We start from the raw sequence: 22,727 nt of genomic DNA on the forward strand, positions 1-22,727 counted from the left end.
CATTGAACGGGCACAAGCCCGCGCGGACGGGCCAGCGATTGTAGCGCAGCCTGCTGCATCTCGTGCCATCATTTCTCGTGCGCTCCTGACAGAAATTGTCAGTGCTTTTTATTATGCTTTCGGCACCAGCAGGCCAGCCAGCCTGTATTCATATTGATATCTCCACCTGCGACAGGACTTTTCATGACACGTGCCATCACCATTCTGACCGAGAACTTTGCCGATTGGGAAACCGCCCTGATCAATTCCACGGCGCGCCTGTACTACGGCTTATACACGCAGTTCGCCACGCCGGGCGGATTGCCCGTCACCTCATCGGGCGGCATGCTGGTCACGCCGCAGCTGGCGCTGGAAGATATTGTGCTTGAAGACCTCGATTTGCTGATGGTGTGCGGCGGCAGCCACTGGCAAAGCGGCAAAGCGCCCGACCTGGGCCCGCTGCTGCGCGCCGCGCGCGACAGGGGCGTGGTGCTGGCCGGCATTTGCGACGGCACGCGCGTGCTGGCGCAATCCGGCGTGCTCGACACCGTGCGCCACACTTCCAATGGCGCCGCCAACCTGATGGACACCGGCTATGCGGGCGCCGCCCTGTACCAGGACGTGCCGTGGGCCGTGGCCGACCAGCGCGTCATCACGGCGCCCGGCACGGCGCCCGTCAGCTTCACGCGGGAAGTCTTGCGCGCCCTGGGCATAGACGACGACAACCTGACCGCCTACCTGGCCATGCACGGGGCCGAACATGGCCAGGCGGATCGTGCGCACCTGGCCGCCTGATGCCGCTCCCTGGCGGGCAATTTCTGCGCCACGTCACGGAATGACTGGCGTCCTGCGCCAGACTTGATTAAAGTGCATCCTTCATCGACACCGGAGAAGGATGCCATGAACCGCCTGAAGTACCTGTCAGCCTGCCTGATCCTGTCGTGCTGTGCGCCGCTGGCGCTGGCCCGGGGCGCCACCGTTCCCCCGCTGACGCCGGAACAGCTGCGCGCCGACCTGCGCTTCGTCCAGGACGCGATCGCCGCGACGCACCCGGAGCCGGGCTTTTCCGCCGATCCCGCCGCTGTGGGCCACGCCTACGCCGCCATCGCGGAACAGATGCGGGAGCCGATGTCGCCCGACCAGGCCTGGCGCTTGCTGGCCACGCTCAATCCCCTGTATGCCGATGGCCACCTGGCCATCACGCCGGCCGCGCCGCGGGCGCAAAGCCAGGCCTTCCTCGACGAGGGAGGGCGCTTCTTCCCCTATGAAGTCACGCTCGATGGCGCTGGCGGCCTGTACATCCGGGCCCTGCTGGGCGGCGCGCCGACGCCGCTGCAAGGCGCACGCATCACGCGCATCAATGGCGTGCCGGCCAGCCGCATCGTCGCCGACTTGCTGGCCCGCTGCCACGGCGACACGGCCGCATTTCGCGCCAGCCTGCTGTCGCTGCGCTGGCCCTTCCTGTACTGGAAGGTGATGGGCGCGCCGGCCAGCCATGCCTTGCAACTGGACGACGGCCGGGAATTGACGGTGCCCGGCACCGCCGCCCTGCCCGCCTATCTGGATAGCGATGGCAGTTTCGCGCAGCAATTTCGCTTCGCACTGCTACCCGGCAAGGCCGCCCTGCTGACCCTGAATACCTTTGCCTGGCCTGACAAAGCGCAATTCACGGCATTCACGGCCGAGGCCTTCCGCCAGATGCGCGCGGCGGAGGTGGACACCCTGCTCATCGACGTGCGGGCGAATGGCGGCGGCAATGATGACTTGTGGATCGATGGCGTGCTGCGCTATATCGCGGACAAGCCCTACCGCTGGGCCTCGACCTACCGCAAGAAGGTGATACAGGGACGCGACAGCGCGCACGAAAAGCTGGGCGACGTCATCGATGGCGAGATCACCTCCTGGCAGCAGCCGAGGCTGGACGATCCCCTGCATTTTTCGGGCAACACCTATCTGCTGGTGGGCGGGCGCACGTATTCCTCCTCCATCCTGTTGAGCAATGTCATGCAGGACTTCGGCTTTGGCAAGGTGGTGGGCGCGGCGGGCCAGGCGCGCACGCGCCAGAGCGGCGGCACGCAGAATTTCGTGCTGCCCAACAGCGGCCTGGAGCTGGGCGTGCCCCGCTTGCTGCTCCAGCGCCCGTCGGGCGCGGCCACTCCCGTGCTGCTGCAGCCGGACATCGTGCTGCCGGACAACCCCTACGATCCGCGCGCGCTGATCGATGCCGTGCTGAAGCTGGGCACTTGACGAGCTTAACGGGCGACCAGGCTGCGCAGGCGCGCCGCCGCGTGCGTATTGCCCGGGTCCAGCTCCAGCGTACGGCGGTAGTGCGCGACGGCCAGTGCCGTGCCTCCGTCCGCCTCATGCGCCTCGGCCAGGCTGTCGTGGGCATTCGCGCTGCCCGGCGCCAGCTGCACGGCCAGCTGCAGCACGGCGACGGCCTGTTTCGTCCGCTGCTGCGCCAGCAGGCGGTAGCCCCAGGCATTCAAGTCGCCTTCCGTGGGCGCGGACAAGCCATGCTGGCGCCGGATGGCCGCCAGCTTCTGCTCCAGCCCGTCGAAACCGCTGCTGGCCGCCTGCTTGCGCAGCAGGTGCGCGGCATACGCGCCGCCCCGCTGCTGGCGCAAGGCGGGAAGGTAGAAGCCGGCGACGGTATCGATCAGCTGTTCCGGCTGGCCGCCGGCCAGGTTGCTGAGGATAATGACGGCCAGATCATCGTCCGGATACACGTAGAAGGCGGAACGTCCGCCGCCGATGCCGGCCACGGCGCGGTGCGCATCGCGGCCGATGGTGGGCCAGCCCAGCGCCCACGGCGCCGGCTTGCCATCGTTCAGGCTGGTCGGCTGCCACAGCCGTTCCACACTGGCGGGCGCCAGCAGGCGACCCGACTGCAGCGCGATGAGCCAGTTGGCCAGTTCGGCCACATTGCTGTTGATGCCGGCCCCGGCGCGCATGAAGACGGGAAAGTCCTCGATCACGTTGCGGTAACCGTTGCCGCCCCGGTCCAGCACATAGGAACTGGCCTTTTTGGCGACCACGTCCTTCGCGTCGCCAAAGCCGCTGCGTGGCATGCCGGCCACGTCGAACTGCCGGCGCTGGACGAAAGAGACAAAAGGCTGGCCGCCTTGCCGCTCGATCAATTGTGCCAGCAACACGTAATTGGTCTGGTTGTAGCGGTAACGCTCGCCTGGCGCCGCTTCCACGGACATCGCCTGCACGGCTTGCCACGCCGCATCGGCGTCGTCCGGCTGCGGCCCCACCAGCTTGCCGCTGCGCTGGTCCAGCACGTCGGGCAAGCCCGAAGTGTGGTTGAGCAACTGCGTGACCGTCACGGCTTGCCAGGCGACAGGCAATCCCGTCAGGTACTGGCCAATGGGCGCGCCCAGGTCGATCTTGCCCTCCTGCACCAGTTGCATCACGGCCACGCCCGCAAACGCCTTCGTCGCCGAATTGATGGAAAACAGGCTGGCATCCGTCACCGGTACCTGGTATTGCAGACTGGCCAGGCCGAAGTTGCGCGCCAGGACAACCTGGCCACGCTGTATCACGGCAATTTGCAGGCCCGGAATCTGGCGTTCGCGCATTTCGTCCTGCAGGAAGGCGGCAAGTTGCTGCCCGGCATCCACGGCAAGGCCCGCCGGCGCGGCCATGGCGGCGGGTACGACAGCCGCTACGCCAGCGGCCAGTGCCGCGGCAAGTACTAGAAGGCGCAGCCCAGGCTGCATGCGGATGGACATCGTGGATACCTGCTTCTATTTATATATGGAAACACAAGCTTACTATATTCGCATGCCTGCGCTGCGCATTTTCTTTACCAGGCCAGCATCCCTGATCGCACCTGTCGCAGATCAAATGGCGCGCCATCCCTGTTGAGATAATCGAATCGGCGCCGGGCCATCGCGGCGGCGGCGCCCCCCCCCTGCGGGGACCAACTGAAATGGGAGGCATGATGAAAGCGCCTGTGCAGCACCGATCCGGTATTTCTTCCAAGACCATGGCCGCCGCGCGCGCCGCCGTGGTCTTCCTTGCGCTGGCAGCCTCGGGCTCCGCCCTGGCGGAACAGCCGCCACCGCCCTGCCACCCGAATCCCCACGCCCTGTTCGACCGGGCCATCGTGCATCTGCGCGGCGACGTGCGCAACTTGCCGAGGCGGCTGCAGGAGCGGCTGGAACGCATGGCCGAGCGGCCGCATACCTACCTGCCCATGCAGGCGTTCGCCGAGGCCGACAAACCCAGCCAGTTGTTCCAGTACTACCTGCTCGACACCACCGGTTTCGAAGCCAATCCCTTTACGGCGCGTTTTCCCGGCATCAATGACCAAGCCATGCTGACGGCCACGGGCGGCAACTGCGGCTTGCCCACCATCGGCGCCGTGCGCCTGGTGGTCGAGCCCAAGCCGGACCTGCCCACCGATCCGCAAGACGTGCGCGCCTTCATCGATGTCTTCACCGATCTGTCGAACCTGTTCGTGATCAATAATGAAAGCGGCTGGTACGAAGGCTGGATGATCCATGACCTTGAAGTCCCCCGGGTGGCGGCGCCGAACGCCGACGGCCGGGCCCAGTTCGGCACGATGACGGCGGCCGATGCGGCGGCGATGCGGGCGATGGGCTCGCACAACAATGAACCGGGCAAGCTGTTTACGATGGATGGCAATGCGCCCCACCTGCCCAATTCCAGCGATCAGTTTCCGGCGCGCCAGACGAATATCGTGCCCATCCAGCTGAGCATGGGCGCCGTCAATTGCATGCAGCAAACGGACTGCCATGGCTACTGGGAGTTCAACTACACGACCAACTGGATCCATCCGCTGTATGAATTGCCCTTCACGGGCGGCCTGCCCGGCACCTTCGAAGCCGGCAATATCGGCGCGCTGTCCTCGCTGATCCCGGGCTCGGGGCCGGCCGGCGTCAAGAACAATTCCATCGATTACGGCGACAATCCGAACACGGCCGGCACGCTGCAGGCATCGGGCCCGCGCGACCCGGACAAGTTCGATGCCGATGACGACGCGCAGCGTGAATACCGCCAGCGCTTCATCCCCAGCGGGCTGGCCCGTGAAATCCTGCTCGACACCTATGTGCGCCTGGCATCGTTCGAACCGGGCGTGGGCTTCCCGCAACGCCTGTACGATGCCTATGCGGCGCAGGTGAAACGCGTGGATCAGAACGGCGATGGCGTCATTTCCGCGCTGGAGGGCGACGTCGACAGTGCCAGCGATGGTTTTGCCGACAACTCGCGCCTGTTTCTGCCGGCGCCGTCGTTCCGGCGCTTCGCCGTGACGCGCGAAATCAACGACGGCTTGCTGGCGCCCCGCTTCGCGCCCAGCCAGCGCGCCTGGGTGCTGAGCGGCATGGCCACGACGGTCAGTCCCACGGTGCGCGCCTCGGAGGGGCGCGACGGCGACGACCGCTGAACGGCTGTATTGATCCAGATCGAATGTCCTCGCGCGCGGGACGGCATGCGGGTTCCGCGCGACTACACTGGAAATCTGGCCGACGCGTGAACGGCCGGGAATGCCGCAGGAGGGAACACATCATGGCCGATCTTGTCACGGGCAACAATGCGCATGTCTTTGGCCTGGGACAGCCCCATGCAACTGCAACGTCGTCGCTGCACCAGGCGCCACCCCGCAACACGGCGTTTCGCGACCTGCCGCCGCCCACGGGCAGCACGCCATTTCGTCTCGACCTGAAGGACGTCGTGGCGCCGGCCCTGTACGACGCCATCGTCAGGAACGGCAGGCTCGTCTTCCACCTGAATGGCGACATGGGCGGCATCCAGTATGCGGTGCCGCAGGAGCTGGTGGCGAAAGGCATGGAAAACGATTTCCAGGCCGACGCCAGCGCGCCGCCGGCCTTCTTGTACGTCACCGGCGATTGCGTCTACTTCAACGGCCAGATCAGCGAGTATTACAAGCAGTTTTACCAGCCCTATGAATTCTATCTGGCCCCCGTCTTTGCCGTGCCGGGCAACCACGATGGCGAAAACCTGCCGGACGACCAGACACTCGACGGTTTCGTGCGCAACTTTTGCGCACCCCAGGCCGTCAAGATGCCGGAATCGGGCGATTCCCACCGCACGGCCATGGTGCAGCCGAATGTCTACTGGACCTTGCTGACGCCGCAAGCCAACATCGTGGGACTCTACAGCAATGTCCCCGCCGGCGGCGAGGTCCGCTCGCCCCAGAAGGAGTGGCTGGCGTCGGAATTGGCCACTCTGCCGCGCGACCAGCCTTTGCTGCTGGCCTTGCACCATCCGATTTACTCGGCCGATGACCACCATTCCGGCAGCACCTACATGAAAGACCTGGTGGCGGCGGCGGCGGCCGAAGCGGGACGCCATCCTGACGCCATCCTTGCCGGCCACGTCCACAACTACCAACGCCTGTCGCGCGACAATGCGGATGGCGGCAAGACCCTGTACCTCGTCACGGGTGCCGGCGGCTATCACAACCTGCACCACATCATGAAGGTCCATGGCCAGCGCCTGATCCCGCCCGCCGTTTTCCATGACGACGCGGGCGACGCCGTCACGCTGGAAAACTACTCCGATGACCATCACGGCTTCCTGCGCGTCGAACTGGCCGACGGTGTCATGCTGGGGAAATACTACGAAGTGCCGCGTCCGCAAGAGCCATTCAGCAAGGGCAGCCATTTGCTCGACTACTTCCGTTTCGATTTCAAGCGGCACGCCTACCTGCTCAACACCTTGTCATGACTGGCGCGGCAGGTGCGCGGCAGCTACGCTTCCAGCCACACGTCCTCGTAGCCTTCGCGGTCGAGGATGAACTTGGCGCCGCTGGGCAAGGCCAGGTAGTCCAGCACTTGCGGCAACATCTCGTGCAGGTGTGCGGCATGCAGGGGCTGGTAAAAGTCCGGGGCGGCGTCGTGCTCGCCGCAATGGATGAACCAGCTGATGGTGCCGTTGTCCGGCAACACGACGCGCGTGCCGTAGATCGGTGACTGCGCCAGGCTGCCGATGGCCAGGGCCACCATGGGCTCGGGCGCCTGCACGGGCAAGCCGAATTTCTCGCAGATGCGCCGCTGTGTTTCGCTGATGAGTTCAGTCATGGTGTTCTCAGGATCCGATGTAGTGATAATGCAGGCGCAGCGCGCCATCGTGGCCGGACATTTCCAGGTGCAAGGTCGCCTCGTCCGGCTCGCCATCGGCCAGCAGCAGGCACTCCAGGCCCAGCGGTCCGGCGTCGGTGGCATATACGTCAACGGCGGGACGGTCGCCCTTGCCCGGCACAAAGGCCTGCGCCAGCGGCGCCAGAGACAAAACCTGGTTCGCCGCAAAATAACTGTCGAGCATGTCGATGACCTCCTCGGCCACGGCCGCAGACAGGGCCCAGTCACGCTGCAGCGCAACAGGATCGCGCCGGTCCAGCGTGTGCACGAAGGCCGCGGCCAGCGCATACGCCTGTTGCCGCAGACTGTCGGTGACTGCCATTTCCATGCTGTGACTCCCGTCTTGTCGCGTTAACAGGCCGCATTATAGTGCGAGGAAGGCAGTTGCATGCTAGTGCGGCAACGCTGTAAAGTAAGACACGATGAAAAAAACCTGTCATGGCAGTTGCCACTGCGGCGCCGTGCGCTTCGCGGCCGAGATCGACCTGGCAGCGCCCAGCCTGCGCTGCAATTGTTCCTATTGCCTGAAAATCCGCTGCTGGGCCAGCCAAGTGCCGCCTACGGCCTTCCGTCTGCTGGCCGGCGAGGCGGAGCTGAGCGAATACCGCTTCGGCGCCGGCCGCGAACGCCACTACTTTTGCCGCCACTGCGGCGTGCGCCTGTTCGGCCGTGGCGATTCCGCCCGCAGCGGTGCGTTTGTCGGCATCGGCGTCAACTGCCTCGACGATGCCTCGGCGGCCGAACTGGCGCAGGTGCCCGTCACCTTTGTCGATGGCTGGCATGACGAGTGGAGTGTGCCGCCAAAGGAAACACGGCATCTGTAGGGTGGAAGCATGGCTGGAAAGGGAAATGCGGGGACGCCGCGCCGCGACCGGCCAGATAAGCACGCGCACCCCGTTGTCTGGATCGGCATTCTGGGCGATAATTACGCCCATGAACGATACCACCACCTTACCCCCATTGCCCGATCGCCTGTCGATCGACCCGAGCAGCCCTTACCACGTTGCAGCCGTGTTCGAAAACGACGTCGGCATCCGCTTCAACGACAAGGAACGTCTTGACGTGGAAGAATATTGCATCAGCGAACGCTGGATCAAGGTCGCTTCCACCAAGTCCCTGGACCGCCGCGGCCGTCCGCTGCAGATCAAGCTGAAGGGCAAAGTCGAAGCGTTTTACCGCTAAGCAACACATTCAGTCGTCATCGAGGCCGATTTTCATCGGCCTTTTTTGCGTCTGCCGCTTGTTCTTCAAGCATCGCTGGCGACCAACCCAGCCGCGGCCGCCATGGGCAGCCACAGCAGGGCGTCGGCCAGCACCTCGTCCGGCGGCCTGCCGCTCGATTGCGCCGCCTGTTGCGCGCAGTGCGCCAGCGGCGCGCCACCGGCCAGCGCCTGCAGCCAGTAGAACTGCCAGGGTTGCAACTCTTGCATCGCAAGCCGGTAATGCATGCGCGTAATGGCCACGAAGGAGGAACTTGCCTCCGGCTGGGCCGGCACGGCGTCGTCCGGCGCAGCCTGCGCCTGATGCCAAAAAGAACACATGGGAAACGACAGGGCCAGCAGCCGCGTACATGGCGCCAGGCGCCAGGCCCGCGCATTGCCCAACAACACATCCAGGCCGGAAGCCAGCATGGGCGGCGCCAGCTTTTCCAGGCCTGGCGCCCTGCCCGCCTCGCTGCGCGCCCGTTCCAGCTGCGCCAGTTCCACGGGGAAACGCAAGGCAGCCTGATGTGTCCCGGCGGCACGCTGGCTGGCGGCGAGAAAATCGGCAAAGCCGCCGCCCAGGTCATACAAGGTCGGCGACGCGGACGGGTGGCGCCAGACATAGGCGCGGGCAAAGAAGGCGAACAACTCGTCGCCCATGACCTTGCGCAAGACGGGATAGTCGGCCTGCAGGCATTCGAGCAGGCGCTGCACATAGCCATCCGCATGGATGTGCAGCGGCGCCGGCCCGCCCCGCGTCCGTTTCAATACTTGCTCCTGCGTCAAGCCATGGCGCTCGCTGGCCAGCTGCGCGCCGCGCACGGCCCCGTCCGGCGACGTCATCGCCGTCAGGAACCACGCCTGCAACTGCGCCAGCGGCGCGCGGACGCCGCCGGCCCGATCCTCATCTCCGGCGGCGCTATGGGGCATGGGCCGCCTCCAGGTGAAAGCCCAGCGGCGCGGAGACGGCTGCGGCATCGCCGGACATGGCTGGCGCCGCCTCCGCCGCGGCGAATTCACCCCGGCCTGCCGCGCGCGCCTTGTCGAGCTCGGCCAGCAGTTGCGGGTATGGGGGAATATTGGCATCCCATTCCAGCAGGGCCGACACGCCGCCCGTCAGCCGCTGCGCCAGCGCGTACAGGCGCCACACGGCGGCCGGCACGGGCGCGTCGTGGGTATCGATCAGCACGGCGCCGCAGACGGTGGGTCCGGCCAGGTGGATTTGCACGATGTGGGCGTGCGGCAACTGGCGGATGTAGGCGGCCGCGTCATAGCCGTGGTTATGCGCGCTGACGTGGACATTGTTGACGTCGAGCAAGAGCCCGCAGCCGGTGTCCTCGGCCAGGCGGCCCAGGAATTCCCATTCCGGCATGCTGGACTGGGCAAATTCCACGTAGCTGCTGGGGTTTTCCAGGATCAGCGGACGGCCCAGGAATTCCTGCACCTGCCGCACGCGCGCGCCCACGTGGCGCAGGCTGGCCTCGTCCAGCGGCAGCGGCAGCAAGTCGTGGCTGTTGAGCGAGGCGGCGCCCGTCCAGCACAAATGGTCGGAAATCCACGCTGGCCGGATCTCGCCGGCCAGCTGGCGCAGCTTGCGCAGGTAGCCGAGATTGAGCGGGTCGCTGCTGCCGATCGACAGCGAGACGCCATGCATGACGATGGGCACCTGCGCCGCCACCTGCTCCAGCACATGGCGCGCATAGCCGTGGTTGTCGATGAAGTTCTCGCTGATGATCTCGAACCAGTCGACCTGCGGCCCGTGGCGCAGGATGTGTTCATAATGCGGCGGGCGCAGCCCCACGCCCAGGCCCAGGTTCGGCAAGCCCAGGCGTGGCGGCACCCCATGCGTGGCCCGCATCAGGTGGACGGCGGCAAGGCCAGGCGCAGGTCGGTGGGCGGCGGCGGAGCCCCCACCGGCGTGCCGCGCGCCGCCATCACCTTGCCATAGGCTTCCCAGGCCTTGTCGTAGACATTGTCGCCCAGCGCGAAACGCATGGTCTGGCCCAGCGGAATGTTGCGGTGCTCGGGCGCGGGGCCGAAATCGTACAGGGTCATGGTGGCGGGCTCGGGTGGGTCCTTCTTCGTGGTGTTCGGATACAGTTGCGAGGCCGAAATCGGCACGGCGCAGCCGCCGAAGCCGCCGCATTTGTTGTCGCTGGGCGCGCTGTAGACTTTATCGTCTTCCGGTTCGGGCGGCACGTAGCACGCCGTGCCCGGCGCCGCGGCGGCCTTGACGGAGTGGCCGCAGGAGGAGCCGCCCGTATCGGCCTGGGCAAAGCCGCAGCCGCCCTGGGCGTGGCAACCGTTGGAGCCGCGGCAGGTATGGTAGACGGCCAGCGCGGCGCAGGTGGACGACGCTTCGCCCTCCAGGTGCATGCCCTGGCAGGCGTGGTACAGCACGCCTTTCTCGGCCAACGGCACGCCCGTTGCCAGGTTGGGCGCCTGGCCCAGCACGGCCCAGCAAATGGCCATGCGGTCGCCCGCGCCCACCATCGACGGATACGGGAAGTCCAGCGTCTGGTTCAGCCAGTATTTGTCCAGCACGGAAGTGATGCCGTAGATGGCGCCCGTGGCCACCGTGCTCAGCATATCCAGGGTGCCGCTGGCATCCTTCAGGCGGTTCAGGGCGCCCGCCACGGCCGCCGGCGCGGGGATATTCTTAGGCGCGGTGGCCGGGTTGTAGCGCTCGTTGGTCAGCATGGCTTCGCTCCAGTGCCCGCCTTCCTTGTGCCAGGCGGCCCAGGTTTTTACCGGCAGCATGGCCTTCACCTGGCCGAAACGCTCGTAGTGGTCGAACGGGGCGCTGTCGTGGCGCGCCTGCGCGTCGCGCGATTCCGCATCCTTGCCATTGTTCGCGTAGGACGGATAATCGCACTTCAAGGCGACCAGGTCTTCGCGGTAATCGGGCTGCACGGCCATCAGGCGTTGCGCCGCGTCGCGGCGGTAGCGCTGGATGGCCGTTGCGCTGCCTTCGCCCTGGTCCGTGATGGCCGCCATCATGTCGATGGCCTTGTTGAACGAGCCCGTCTGGCCGCCATCCTGGTCTTGCGGGCCGAAGCAGGTATCGAACTTCGGAAATTCCGCCTTGGCATGGCCCTGCACCTGGCTGTTGAACATATCTTGCTGCACCGAACCGTTGACGAACAGTTTGTGCCACAAGGTCTGGCCATCCGTGTATTCGATGCTGATGTAGCGCGCATAGCATTCATACATATAGCCGATGGTGCCGAACAGGGGCAAGTCGTGCACGTGTTTGCCCGGCGTCCAGCCCGGCAGCGGCACTTCCGGGAAGTATTTTGTATGGTTCTGGCTGTCGAACTTCGCCAGCTGGGCGCGGGCCTGCTGTTCCGGCTGCTCGATGGCGAGGAACAGGTCGCACTGGTTGGCGTTCAGCTCTTCCAGGTTGACGCGCACGTGGCGGTAGTCGGCCGTGTCGTGCAGGTCGACGATGTGCGGGATCACCGTGCAGTCCTTGCCGTAGCAGGTCCAGCCGTGGTCCTGCGACTGCAGCTCCGACCCCGTGAAGCATGGCGCCGTGCCAATGGCCGTGGCCAGGTTGGCCGCCATCTGCAGGTGCAGCATTTCCTGGATGAAGACGCTAAAGATGACGTTGAAGGCCTTTTGTTCCTTCAGCTCGGGGCGGGCCGTGGTCCCCATGCCCGGCCACTGGCGGCCTTCGTAGTACGTGATGCCTTTCGAGTTGATCTGGTGCGTGCCCTGGATCGAGTACATGGTGGCCATGTACAGGGGAATGGTGAACAGTTCCACGCTGACGGCCGCCTGGGCGATGGCGCGCACGGCGGCCTTGTCGGTGTCCAGCATGTCGAGCGGACGGTTGGTGATGGCGGGCTGGGTGCTTCCTAAAACGGGCATTTTCATTCTGTATCTCCACAGGAAGGATGCGTTTCGGATATCGGGCCGTACCGCGCCATCTGCGCGCGCTGGTCACGGCACAGAAATCATACGCCTGAGAAAGATATTTTTGCGGCAAGATTTACGCGCCGATCCAGACATTGACCTGCGTCAATATCGCCACCCTTAGGCCCTGAAAATAGGCGTTTCAGGTGCTCATTCGATGACAATTGAATAGAATCGGCAAAATGCGCGCGTGTATAAGCGCCGCACCGGCAAGGGCCGGCGCGTGGCTTGCACGATGATAGTCAGGCGGCCGGCGGCGGCTGGAAGGCGCAGAAACCCGGCCACTGGTCGCGGCTGTCGCACACTTTCAGGCAGCCTTTGTCATCCTTGAACGTGGCGACCACCTTGATATGGAAGCCGTATTTTGGCGTGGTGGCCAGGAAGGCGGACGGGCAGCTTTGCTCCTTGCTGAAACGGAAAGTGATTTCTTCGCGGCGGCCCTTGCGCTCAAAGCCCAGCATGAAGGTTTCGTTGCTGTTCCACTGCGCCTTGCCCGGCACGCGGAAGCGGTAGCGCGGGCTGCCCTGCTGCTGGCCGTCGAGTTTCTGGCCGAAGACGCGGCTGCGGGCCGTGGCCGTTTCGACCTTGGCGATCGGATAGGGCACGGCAAACATGTAGGTGCCGGCAAAACCCTGGTCGAAGCCCAGGCCCTTCTGGTAAAACGGTACGACGATATGCGGCGCGCCCGTGTATTCCACGGTATTGCGGGCCGTTACGCGCGACGTCAGCTTGTCATCGGGCGCTTGCCCGAAGACCACGTCCAGTTCCAGCAAGGCTTGTTGCTTGTCAATATCTTGCGCCAGATAATCCTGGGCGAATATTTCCCCGTGCACGCAGCCGGCCAGTAAGGTGGCGGCGAAGCAGCCGGCGATCAGTCCAGGTATGCTCATGGCCGTTCCCCCTCGGGCGGCGCGGAAATGAGGCCCAGCCCCGTCACCTGCCAGCCGTTCTTGCCCTGTTTCCATTGAAATTGCTGGCCGAACCAGGCCAGTTCCAGCTCGCGCTGGATGCGGTGCGAATCCATGCGGCCCTGGCGCGCCTTGATGGCGGCGCCCGCCTGTTCGGCAGCGGCCTGCGACAAGGGCTTCAGCCACCGTTGATAGGTGTCGGGCGGCAAGGCCAGGATGCCGGCCACGCCGTCGTCGCGCGTGGCGACGACGACCTCCACGCTGGTCGCCCTGCGGGCCAGATAGGCGCCGCGCCGTCCGTCGGGCGAGACGGAGACCAGCATGGCGGGCGCGTAATCGCCCGTGACGATGCCCGGCATGTCAAACCACAGCAGCTCGCCCGTGTCCGTATCGAGCGCGCGGCCGTCGCGGGCGAACAGCAGTATTTCGCTGCGGCCCGGCTGCGGCACGCCCCATTCGGGATCGCGCTCCGTGCGCACCATGTCGTCGCGCTGCAGGGGACTGACGGGGCGCATCAGCGGTTCGCCGTTCTGTACGCCGATGAGGATCGTGCCCTGGCCCGTATAGCCCTTGGTAAAGGCCAGCAGCATGGGCTGGCCTTCGCGCCTGGCCTTGATGGGCCGCACTTCCACCACTTCGCGCGCGCCGCCGGGCCAGTAGCCGTGCTTGCGGAAAGTCAAGGTGACGAGCGGGTCGTGGCGGTCGCGCGTGACGACGAAGTCGCCGTATTGCCGCATCACCGGCACGTAAGGTGTTTGCGCCTGCGCGGCGGGCAAGACGGCGGCAAGCAGGCTGGCGGCGGCCGCCAGGCGGCATAAAGATAGGGACTGCATGGCATCCTCAGGGAGTCGCACCAGGCGAAGGATGAGCATGATAGCCGATTCCCCTTCAGCAACACTGTCCGTTAGGAAACATCAACGGCGCTGGATTTCGATCAGCTCGATCTCGAACAGCTTGGGCCACAGTTTTCCCGTGACAAACAAACGCTTGCCGCGCGCATCCCAGGCGATGCCGTTGAGCACGGCGTCAGGATTGGCCGTGCCCCGCTGGGCGGGCGGCAGCAAGCCCGTCAGGTCGATCCAGCCGACAACTTTACCGGTGGCCGGGTCGATGCGGGCGATCACGTCCGCACCCCACACATTGGCAAACAATTCCCCGTCGACCATTTCCAGCTCGTTCAGGCGCTCGATGGGGCGGCCTTCCGCCTTCACCTCGAAGCGGCGCACTTCCATCAGGGTTTTCGGATTGAGCACACGGATGGCGGCACTGCCGTCGCTCATATAGACGAAATGACCGTCGCTGGCCAGGCCCCAGCCTTCGCCCTGGTAGCTGAATTTGCGTTTCAGCTTGAAGGTTTTCTGGTCGAACACATAGCCCGTTTGCGAAATCCACGTCAGTCCCAGGATTTCATCGCCCACGTCCGTGATGCCTTCCCCAAATACCGTTTTGTCGAGCATGCTTTTCTGCAACACCTTGCCCGTTGTCAATTCCACCTTGCGCAAGGACGACTGGCCGTTCTGGCCCGTGCTTTCATACAGATGGCCATCCTTGAACAGCAAGCCCTGGGTGAACGCCTTGGGATCGTGCGGGTAGGTATTCTTGACAAAGTATCCATACACGGGAATGGCGGCCTGGGCGTAGCCCATTTCGCTCATCAGACCCACGGTGCATAACAATCCCAGCAGCAGCGAGCCTGCCGTACGCTTGAGTCTGACTTTTCCGGTGTTCTTCATATGCTTGACGGTGGTTGACGAGCGCCTATTGTAATCGCCCGGGCTGCGCCATGCGCGCCCTGACGAGCTCCAGCCAGGCGCGGGCGGCAAACGACAGCCGTCCGCCGCGGCGCCAGGCCAGCATCAGATTCCACTCCACGGGCGGGCCGGCCAGGTGAATGACGGCAAACTGCGACGGTTCCAGGGTGTCGCAATACATCTTCGGCAGCAGGCAGATGCCCACGCCCAAGCGGACCAGCGAGGCAATGAAATCCCACTGGCCGCTGCGGCCCGTGATGCGCGGGGCGAATCCGGCCCGCTGGCAGGCGTCCAGCACGATGTCGTTCAGGGCAAACGCGGCGCCATAGAAAATGAAGGGGCTGTCGGCCAGTTCGGCCAGGGCGACGGAAGAACGTCCCTGCCACGGCGAGCCGGGCGCGGCCAGCAGGCACAGTGGCGAGCGCACGAGCGGCAGCGCCTCGAAATCCTGCCAGGTGGCCGCGTTGCCCGGATAATCGAGCATGGTGCCCAGTTCCACCGTGCCCGTGCGCAGGTCGCGCTCGATGGCTTGCGTGCCGCTCTCGTACATCTTCAGCTCGATGCCCGGATAGCGCTGGTGGTATTCGGCCAGCCATGGCGCCAGCGTGGAGTGGGTTTGCGGCGACACGCCGACCCTCAATTCCCCCCGCTCCAGATGTTGCAAATCGCGCAACTCCACCTTCAGTTCCGCGTGCAGGGCCAGCAATGCATGCGCGCGCGACAGCACCACCTTGCCCGCGTCCGTCAGGGTAAAGCGCTTGCCCGCGCGGTCGAGCAAGGCCAGGTCCAGCGACTGTTCCAGTTGCTGGATCATCTTGCTGACGGTGGGCTGCGTCACATGCAGCTTGGCGGCCGCCCGTGTAAAACTGTTCTGCTCGACCACTTCGACGAAGTAGCGCAAGGAGCGGATATCCATGATGCATTCCAATATCGAATGATAATCATGAGTTTAAGTCATTTTATCTTTTGATGTGCGGTCACTACAATGAAAACCTCCCCCAGCCGTTTGAAAGCCCGCCGTGAAAGCCTTGCACTGTTCCACCGCCGCCCTGCCCTCCATCCCTGTCTGGCGCCAGCCCGCGCAGACCGTGTGGCAAGTGGGCGTGCTGATCGCCGCCTGGTGGCTGGCCGATGAAGCCGCTTCCGCCCTGCACCTGCCGTTTTCCGGCGGCGTGGTGGGCCTGTTCGTGCTGGTGGCCCTGCTGCTGGCGGGCTGGGTACGGCCTGCCGCTATCGAACTGGGCGCGAACTGGCTGCTGGCCAACATGCTGCTGTTCTTCATTCCATTGGTTGTATCCGTGGTGCAATTTACGCAGCTGTTGAAGTCGCAGGGCCTGATGCTGTTCGTGAATATCGGCCTGGGCTTTGCCAGCGTGATGCTGGCCACGGCCTTCACCGTGGAATGGGTGTGCCGTTATGAGCGCAAGCTGCGCCTGCAAACACTGCGGCGCCAGCGCGCAGCCAGGGAGCAGGCATGAGCACCCTGCTCCTGTCCCTGCTGTTTTTGCTGCTGACCCTGGTCCTGTTCTACGCCAACCAGGCCGTGCACCGCCGCCATCCGCACTTCTTGCTCACGCCCGCCATCTGCACCTCGGCGATACTGATCGTCATCGTGCAGGCGACCTCGACGCCGTTCGCCACGTATTTCGGCGAGACGCGCTGGCTGCCGTGGCTGCTGGGCCCGGCCACCATCGCCTTCGCCCTGCCCATCTTCCAGGAGCGCAAGCTGATCCGCAAGCACTGGCTGGCGTTGTCGCTGGGCAGCTGCGCCGGCATCGTGGCATCGGTGGCCGCCACCCTGCTGCTGGACCGGTTGCTGGGCGTGCACGGCGACATGGCGCGCAGCCTGCTGGCCCGCTCCGTGTCGACGCCGTTCGCGCTGGAAGCGTCGCGCCACATGGGCGGCTCGGCCCAGCTGACGGGCATCTTCGTCGTGATGACGGGCTTGTTCGGCTTGATGCTGGGCAAACCGCTCTTGAAACTGCTGCCCTTGCGCATGCGCATCGCCCGTGGCGCCCCGTATGGCGCGGCCGCGCACGGTTTTGGATTATCCGTGGCGCGCCGGGTGGGCACGGAAGAAGGCGCCGTGGCCAGCCTGACGATGATTTTCTCGGGCGTCGTGACCGTATTGCTGGCGCCATTGCTGGGCAGATTGTTGGGCTAACGGTCCACGGGGAAGGCGTTTATCGGGGATAATACGTCTTTCCCCATTCCAAGCAACCGCGCCACGATGAAATACCCTGCAGTGCTTCCCTTCAGCGACATCCTGCCGCGCCTGAACGAATTCGATGCCATCATCGACGTGCGCAGCCCGTCCGAGTTCGCGGAAGACCATTTGCCCGGCGCCATCAACCTGCCCGTGCTGGACGACGAGCAGCGCGTGCGCGTCGGTACCCTATATAAACAGACGAGCGCCTTCGAGGCGAAGAAGCTGGGCGCGGCGCTGGTGGCCAAGAACATCGCGCGACATATCGAAGACGGTTTCCTCGGCCATCCGCAACACTGGAAACCGCTCGTCTACTGCTGGCGCGGCGGCAACCGCAGCGGCGCCATGGCGCACATCCTGGCGCGCATCGGCTGGCCCGTCACGCAGCTCGAAGGCGGCTACAAGGATTACCGGCGCCACGTGAACGCCGAGCTGGCCACCCTGCCCGAACGCTTCGACTTCATCAACGTGCTGTGCGGCCCCACGGGCAGCGGCAAGAGCCGTTTGCTGCAGGTGCTGGACCGCCAGGGCGCGCAAGTGATCGACCTGGAAGACCTGGCGGCCCACCGCGGCTCCGTGCTGGGCGGCCTGCCGGACGCGGAACAACCTTCGCAAAAAGCGTTTGAAAGCGCCCTGTGGCAGCAACTGCGCACCTTCGACCCGGCGCTCCCCGTCTTCATCGAATCGGAAAGCAAGAAAGTGGGCCGGCTGCGCGTGCCCGACGCCCTGATGGAAAAGATGCGCGCGGCCGCCTGCACCGACGTGCGCCTGGACATCGGGGAGCGCGTGCAATTGCTGATGCAGGACTATGCGCATTTCGTCGGCGATCCGGCACGCCTGAATACGCAGCTGGCCCTGTTGACGCAGCTGCATGGCAAGGAGAAAATCGCCCACTGGCAGCAGCTGGCCACGTCTGGCCGCATGGCCGAGCTGGTGGAAGAGTTGCTGGTGCAGCATTACGACCCCGTTTACCGGCAATCGATCGCCCGCAACTTCAGCCGCTACGCCCAGGCGACGCCGCTGGTGCTGCCCGACATTTCAGAACATGCCTTTGAGCAAGCCGCGCGCGCATTATGTGCTATCGTCGGCGAACCCCGTGCCGCCAGCGCCGCGTAAGCGCCGGCGCAGCTTTTAATGACCTTTTTAGCAGGATGACGACCATGTCCGATAGCGCAGCAACACCCAATACACCCATCCGGTTGACCGAATTTGCCCATGGCGGCGGTTGCGGCTGCAAGATCGCGCCGGGCGTGCTGGCCGACATCTTGAAGGGCAGCGGCGGCTTTCCCTTGCCGAAGGAATTGCTGGTTGGCATAGAAACCTCGGATGACGCGGCCGTCTACCAGCTCAACGACGAGCAGGCGCTGATCGCCACCACGGATTTCTTCATGCCCATCGTCGACGACCCGTTCGACTTTGGCCGCATCGCCGCCACCAACGCCATTTCCGACGTGTACGCCATGGGCGGCACGCCCATCATGGCGCTGGCCCTGGTCGGCATGCCGATCAACAAGCTGCCGGTGGAAACCATCGGCCTCATCTTGAAAGGCGGCGAAACCATCTGCGCCCAGGCGGGCATCCCCATCGCGGGCGGCCACACCATCGATTCCGTCGAACCGATCTATGGCCTGGTCGTGCTGGGCCTGGTCCACCCGTCGCAAGTGAAACGCAACGCGGGCGCGCGCGCTGGCGATAAACTGGTATTGGGCAAGCCGATCGGCGTGGGCATCTTGTCGGCCGCGCTGAAGAAGAATGCGCTCGATGCGGATGGCTACGCTTCCCTGATAGCCAACACCACCAAATTGAATACCCCGGGCAAGAAACTGGCCCTGCTGGAAGGCGTGCATGCGCTGACGGACGTGACGGGCTTCGGCTTGCTCGGTCACACCCTGGAACTGGCGCGCGGCGCCAAGTTACAGGCGCGCATCGCCATGGACGATGTGCCGCTGCTGCCGCAAGTGCAGCAACTGGCGCAGAATGGCAACATCACGGGCGCTTCCGGTCGCAACTGGCAGGGCTATGGCGCGCAAGTGGCGCTGGCCGACAGCCTGAGCGCCATCGACAAGGCGATCCTGACGGACCCGCAAACGGCCGGCCCCCTGCTGGTGGCCTGTGCGCCGGAAGCCGTCGAGCAAGTGCTGGCGATTTTCCGCGCCGAAGGCTTTGGCGACGCCGTCGTCATCGGTGAGATGCAGGATGGCAGTATCGGGGTTTCCGTAATCTAATGAGTATTTTTTGCAAAGGCAGTCCCATGACCACGTTCTCCAACAAATTCCCCGCCATCCTGGCCACCGTCGCCGCCACCCTGGCCATCCACAGCGGCCTGGCGCAGGCGCAGCAAGTACTGCGCGTGTCGGCCATCCCCGACGAAGCGCCGACGGAGTTGCAGCGCAAGTTCAAGCCGCTGGGCAGCTACCTGGAGAAAAAACTGGGCATGAAGGTGGAATTTACGCCCGTCACCGATTACGCGGCATCCGTAGAAGGCTTGATCAATCACAAGCTCGACATGGTCTGGTTCGGCGGATTTACCTTCGTGCAAGCGAACGTGCGCAGCGGCGGCAAGATCGTACCGCTGGTGCAGCGCGAGGAAGACACGAAATTCCGCTCGGTATTTGTGACCACCAGCAAGGACATCAACCAATTGTCCGACCTGAAGGGCAAGAATTTCACGTTCGGCTCGGAATCGTCGACCTCGGGCCACTTGATGCCACGCTACTACTTGCTGGCCGCCAAGATCAACCCGGACACGGACATGAAGCGCATCGCGTTTTCCGGCGCGCATGACGCCACCGTGGCGGCTGTGGCCGGCGGCAAGGTCGATGCGGGCACCTTGAACATTTCCGTCTGGGAAAAACTGGTCGAAGCAAAAAAGGTCGATCCAAGCAAGGTGCGCGTGTTCTACACGACGCCCGGCTACTACGATTACAACTGGAGCGTGCGCGCCGACATGAACCCCGTCGTGCGCAAGAAGCTGACGGACGCCTTCCTGGCGCTGGACCCATCCACGCCGGAAGGCAAGGAAATCCTCGACCTGCAGCGCGCCACCAAGTTCATTCCGACCAAGGCCGAGAACTACAAGGATATCGAAGCGGCCGCGCGCGATGCCAAGTTGTTGAAGTAACTGCTGAAACCTGCCGGATGGCGTCCTGCGGACGCATCCGGCACACTCCCCCACACCGAAATCTCGCATGACATTCCAACTTCACAAGGTCAGCGTCCACCACGCGGGCGCCACCGGCAATGCGCTGGCCCTGCGCAAGCTGGACCTGGACGTGGCCCAGGGCGAGCAGATCGCCCTGATCGGCCCTTCCGGCGCCGGCAAGACCAGCCTGCTGCACACCTTGGCGTGCGCGCTACGACCCGAATCCGGCACCCTGGCCATCCTGGGCGCTTCCCCCTGGCAGATCGGCAGCGCCGCGCGCCACGCCTTGCGCGCGCGCCTGTTCCTGGCCCCGCAAACGCCGCCCTTGCCGCCGCGCCAGCGGGTCGTCAACGCCGTGCTGGCCGGCAGGCTGCCGCAATGGAGCTTGTGGACGGCCATCCGTTCGCTGCTGGCGCCCGTCGATCCGCGCGCCGCGTGGGAAGCGCTCGGCAAATTCAAGCTGCAGGATAAACTGTATGCGCGGGTCGACCGCCTGTCCGGCGGCGAACGCCAGCGCTGCGGCATGGCCCGCGCGCTCGTGTCGCAGGCCGAGGTCTTCCTCGTCGACGAGCCGCTCTCCGCGCTCGACCCCACGCTGGCCTTGCAGACGATCCATGTGCTGCAGGCCGAAGCGACGGCGCGCAACGCCACGCTGATCTGCAGCCTGCACCAGGTGGAGATTGCGCGCGCCTGCTTTACGCGCATCGTCGCCCTGCGCGATGGCCAGGTCGTCTTCGACTTGCCCAGCAGCGAGGTCAGCGACGCCATGATCACCGAACTGTACCGCAACAAGGCCGATCCGACGCCCCTGCTCGAGGTGCTGGAAACGAAGCTGGATGCCGCGAGGCCGCTTTGCTGACGAGCACCGCCATGCCACGCGATCCCGCCTGGCGCGGCCGCCTGACCATCACGGCCGTGGCACTGCTCGTGCTGTGGCCGATGCTGGTGCAGGCCGAGTTCAAGCCGTGGATCTTATGGGATGCGCAAAGCCTGGCGGCCACCTGGCAATTCCTTGCCAGCTTCGTGCCGCCCGCCCACTCGCTGGAATTCCTGCAACTGGTGGCCATTTCCAGCTGGGAAACCATCGCCATGGCCACGGCCGGCATGGCGCTGGCCATGCTGGGCGCCATCCCCTTGACCTTGCTGGTGACGGAGCGCCTGTCGATTTCGCGCATCGGCTCCGGCAAAGTGTCGCCCCTGGCCTCCAGCGTGCGCCATGGCGTGCGCGCGCTGCTGGTGCTGCTGCGCAGCGTGCCGGAACTGGTCTGGGCATTATTGTTGGTCCGCATCGTCGGACTGGGACCGACGGCGGGCGTGATCGCCATCGCCCTCACCTATTGCGGCATGCTGGGCAAGGTGTATGCGGAAATCCTCGAATCGTCGGACGCGTCGGCCTGCAATGCCCTGCTGCACAACGGCAGCGGCCGCCTGAAAGCCTTGCTGTACGGCGCCTTGCCCGAATCGGCCGCCGAACTCGTGTCGTACACCATTTACCGCTGGGAATGCGCGATCCGCGGCTCCGTCGTCATGGGTTTTGTCGGCGCGGGCGGCCTGGGGCAGCGCATGGATGAATCGATGAAAATGATGGCGGGCAGCGAACTGGCCACCATGCTGATGGTGTTCGTGCTGCTGGTGGCGGGCGCCGACGCCGTGTCCGCCATGCTGCGCCGGAGGCTGGCATGAAGAGCGACACGGCGATGCTGCCGGTTCCCCCTCGCGTGCGCTGGTCCACCTGGGCCTTGCTGGCTGGCTTAGTGTTGCTGGTCGTCGCCAGCTTCGCCACCCTGCCCCTGAAATGGGGCGAGTTCTTCAGTGCCGACGCCGTGCGCACGACGGCCGACTTCCTGCACGGCTTCGCCCCGCCGGAGCTGTCCAGCCCCTTCCTCATGAAAGTGGGCATCGCCACGTTCGAAACGCTGGCCATGTCGGCCATCGGCACGGTGATCGCGGCCGTCCTGGGCGCGCTGCTGGCCCTGCCCGCCAGCGGGCGCTTCGGCAACGTGGCGCGCAATGCGACGCGCGGCGTGTTGAACGTGCTGCGCTCCATTCCCGAACTGGTGTGGGCGTCGATTTTGCTGATCGCCGCCGGCCTGGGCCCGTTCGCGGGGACCCTGGCGTTGGCGCTGCACACGGTGGGCGTGCTGGGCCGCTTGTTTGCCGATGCCTTCGAGAATTGCCCACCCTTGCCGGCGGCGACCTTGCGCATCAATGGCGCGCGCCCTGCCGTGGCGTTCCTGTATGCGACTTTGCCGCAATGCAGCCCGCAGATGATGTCCTACACCCTGTACCGCTGGGAAAACAATATCCGCGCCGCCGCCATCCTCGGCGTCGTCGGTGCGGGCGGCCTGGGGCAGATGCTGAAATATCACTTGTCGCTGTTCCAGATGCAGAACGCCGCCACCGTCATCGTCGCCATGCTGCTGATGGTGGCCGCCGTGGACGGCCTCAGCTACCTGCTGCGCCGTGCCATGACCCGTTAATTTTTATT

The 22,727-nt window shown here is 65.0% G+C and carries 24 protein-coding genes; 14 read left to right on the plus strand and 10 right to left on the minus strand.

The window, feature by feature from the left end; genetic code table 11:
* The first annotated feature begins 183 nt into the window (after positions 1–183).
* Both GCN78_RS08245 and GCN78_RS08250 read left to right on the plus strand, forming a co-directional pair.
* Entirely contained in the window at positions 184–774 is a 591-nt protein-coding gene (locus GCN78_RS08245) for a type 1 glutamine amidotransferase family protein (protein WP_152251275.1), read from the plus strand.
* Between the two features lie 105 nt (positions 775–879).
* On the plus strand, positions 880–2,226 hold the full coding sequence (locus GCN78_RS08250) for a S41 family peptidase (RefSeq protein ID WP_152251276.1): 1,347 nt from the start codon (positions 880–882) through the stop codon (positions 2,224–2,226).
* A gap of 5 nt (positions 2,227–2,231) precedes the next feature.
* Here the strand turns inward: GCN78_RS08250 and GCN78_RS08255 are convergent, their stop codons facing one another.
* Entirely contained in the window at positions 2,232–3,716 is a 1,485-nt protein-coding gene (locus tag GCN78_RS08255) for a serine hydrolase domain-containing protein (protein WP_152251277.1), read from the minus strand.
* Positions 3,717–3,925: 209 nt separating this feature from the next.
* Here GCN78_RS08255 and GCN78_RS08260 point away from each other — a divergent pair, with 209 nt between their 5' ends.
* Both GCN78_RS08260 and GCN78_RS08265 read left to right on the plus strand, forming a co-directional pair.
* Positions 3,926–5,395 (plus strand): hypothetical protein, encoded by a 1,470-nt coding sequence (locus GCN78_RS08260; RefSeq protein WP_226939530.1) that lies wholly within the window; start codon positions 3,926–3,928, stop codon positions 5,393–5,395.
* 122 nt (positions 5,396–5,517) lie between these two features.
* Positions 5,518–6,699, plus strand: a complete 1,182-nt coding sequence (locus GCN78_RS08265) for a metallophosphoesterase family protein (protein ID WP_193316660.1) — start codon at positions 5,518–5,520, stop codon at positions 6,697–6,699.
* A 23-nt stretch (positions 6,700–6,722) separates the two neighbouring features.
* On the opposite strand, the gene GCN78_RS08270 is transcribed toward GCN78_RS08265, so the two are convergent.
* Together GCN78_RS08270 and GCN78_RS08275 are read right to left on the minus strand one after the other, a co-directional pair.
* A complete protein-coding gene (locus GCN78_RS08270) occupies positions 6,723–7,052 on the minus strand; it encodes an immunity protein Imm33 domain-containing protein (protein WP_152251279.1) in 330 nt (109 codons plus the stop codon).
* 7 nt (positions 7,053–7,059) lie between these two features.
* Positions 7,060–7,440: a hypothetical protein gene (locus tag GCN78_RS08275; protein ID WP_152251280.1), complete on the minus strand. Its 381-nt coding sequence runs from the start codon at positions 7,438–7,440 to the stop codon at positions 7,060–7,062.
* 94 nt (positions 7,441–7,534) lie between these two features.
* Here GCN78_RS08275 and GCN78_RS08280 point away from each other — a divergent pair, with 94 nt between their 5' ends.
* Both GCN78_RS08280 and GCN78_RS08285 read left to right on the plus strand, forming a co-directional pair.
* Positions 7,535–7,936, plus strand: a complete 402-nt coding sequence (locus GCN78_RS08280; protein ID WP_152251281.1) for a GFA family protein — start codon at positions 7,535–7,537, stop codon at positions 7,934–7,936.
* Between the two features lie 109 nt (positions 7,937–8,045).
* Positions 8,046–8,294: a DUF3297 family protein gene (locus tag GCN78_RS08285; RefSeq protein WP_010398340.1), complete on the plus strand. Its 249-nt coding sequence runs from the start codon at positions 8,046–8,048 to the stop codon at positions 8,292–8,294.
* Positions 8,295–8,359: 65 nt separating this feature from the next.
* Here the strand turns inward: GCN78_RS08285 and GCN78_RS08290 are convergent, their stop codons facing one another.
* The 7 genes from GCN78_RS08290 to GCN78_RS08320 form a co-directional block, all read right to left on the minus strand.
* Positions 8,360–9,244 (minus strand): HvfC/BufC N-terminal domain-containing protein, encoded by an 885-nt coding sequence (locus GCN78_RS08290; RefSeq protein WP_193316661.1) that lies wholly within the window; start codon positions 9,242–9,244, stop codon positions 8,360–8,362.
* Complete coding sequence (gene bufB / locus GCN78_RS08295) at positions 9,234–10,172, minus strand: MNIO family bufferin maturase (RefSeq protein WP_152251283.1); 939 nt, start codon at positions 10,170–10,172, stop codon at positions 9,234–9,236. The genes GCN78_RS08290 and bufB overlap by 11 nt, the downstream gene beginning before the upstream one ends.
* Positions 10,172–12,193 carry a ferritin-like domain-containing protein gene (locus GCN78_RS08300; RefSeq protein WP_152251284.1) on the minus strand — a complete coding sequence of 674 codons (2,022 nt, stop codon included), beginning with the start codon at positions 12,191–12,193 and terminating at the stop codon, positions 10,172–10,174. The genes bufB and GCN78_RS08300 overlap by 1 nt, the downstream gene beginning before the upstream one ends.
* 281 nt (positions 12,194–12,474) lie before the next feature.
* Positions 12,475–13,122, minus strand: a complete 648-nt coding sequence (locus GCN78_RS08305; protein ID WP_152251285.1) for a hypothetical protein — start codon at positions 13,120–13,122, stop codon at positions 12,475–12,477.
* Positions 13,119–13,973 carry a hypothetical protein gene (locus tag GCN78_RS08310; RefSeq protein WP_152251286.1) on the minus strand — a complete coding sequence of 285 codons (855 nt, stop codon included), beginning with the start codon at positions 13,971–13,973 and terminating at the stop codon, positions 13,119–13,121. The genes GCN78_RS08305 and GCN78_RS08310 overlap by 4 nt, the downstream gene beginning before the upstream one ends.
* An 81-nt stretch (positions 13,974–14,054) precedes the next feature.
* Entirely contained in the window at positions 14,055–14,873 is an 819-nt protein-coding gene (locus GCN78_RS08315) for a glutaminyl-peptide cyclotransferase (RefSeq protein WP_226939531.1), read from the minus strand.
* Between the two features lie 25 nt (positions 14,874–14,898).
* Positions 14,899–15,807 (minus strand): LysR family transcriptional regulator, encoded by a 909-nt coding sequence (locus GCN78_RS08320; protein WP_152251287.1) that lies wholly within the window; start codon positions 15,805–15,807, stop codon positions 14,899–14,901.
* A gap of 103 nt (positions 15,808–15,910) precedes the next feature.
* Between GCN78_RS08320 and GCN78_RS08325 the strand changes: the two genes are divergently transcribed.
* From GCN78_RS08325 to phnE, 8 genes are all read left to right on the plus strand, one after another.
* Positions 15,911–16,369 carry a CidA/LrgA family protein gene (locus GCN78_RS08325; RefSeq protein ID WP_152251288.1) on the plus strand — a complete coding sequence of 153 codons (459 nt, stop codon included), beginning with the start codon at positions 15,911–15,913 and terminating at the stop codon, positions 16,367–16,369.
* Positions 16,366–17,055 carry an LrgB family protein gene (locus GCN78_RS08330; RefSeq protein ID WP_152251289.1) on the plus strand — a complete coding sequence of 230 codons (690 nt, stop codon included), beginning with the start codon at positions 16,366–16,368 and terminating at the stop codon, positions 17,053–17,055. The genes GCN78_RS08325 and GCN78_RS08330 overlap by 4 nt, the downstream gene beginning before the upstream one ends.
* Before the next feature lie 66 nt (positions 17,056–17,121).
* Entirely contained in the window at positions 17,122–18,213 is a 1,092-nt protein-coding gene (gene mnmH / locus GCN78_RS08335; RefSeq protein ID WP_152251290.1) for a tRNA 2-selenouridine(34) synthase MnmH, read from the plus strand.
* Positions 18,214–18,257: 44 nt separating this feature from the next.
* Positions 18,258–19,322 (plus strand): selenide, water dikinase SelD, encoded by a 1,065-nt coding sequence (selD, locus tag GCN78_RS08340; RefSeq protein ID WP_152251291.1) that lies wholly within the window; start codon positions 18,258–18,260, stop codon positions 19,320–19,322.
* Between the two features lie 26 nt (positions 19,323–19,348).
* Complete coding sequence (locus GCN78_RS08345; protein WP_152251292.1) at positions 19,349–20,218, plus strand: putative selenate ABC transporter substrate-binding protein; 870 nt, start codon at positions 19,349–19,351, stop codon at positions 20,216–20,218.
* Between the two features lie 67 nt (positions 20,219–20,285).
* Entirely contained in the window at positions 20,286–21,098 is an 813-nt protein-coding gene (locus GCN78_RS08350) for a phosphonate ABC transporter ATP-binding protein (protein WP_152251293.1), read from the plus strand.
* 11 nt (positions 21,099–21,109) lie between these two features.
* A complete protein-coding gene (locus tag GCN78_RS08355) occupies positions 21,110–21,922 on the plus strand; it encodes a PhnE/PtxC family ABC transporter permease (RefSeq protein ID WP_152251294.1) in 813 nt (270 codons plus the stop codon).
* Positions 21,919–22,719 (plus strand): phosphonate ABC transporter, permease protein PhnE, encoded by an 801-nt coding sequence (gene phnE / locus GCN78_RS08360; RefSeq protein ID WP_152251295.1) that lies wholly within the window; start codon positions 21,919–21,921, stop codon positions 22,717–22,719. The genes GCN78_RS08355 and phnE overlap by 4 nt, the downstream gene beginning before the upstream one ends.
* Positions 22,720–22,727: the final 8 nt, after the last annotated feature.

The sequence above is a fragment of the Janthinobacterium rivuli genome, assembly GCF_009208735.1.
Classification (GTDB): domain Bacteria; phylum Pseudomonadota; class Gammaproteobacteria; order Burkholderiales; family Burkholderiaceae_D; genus Janthinobacterium.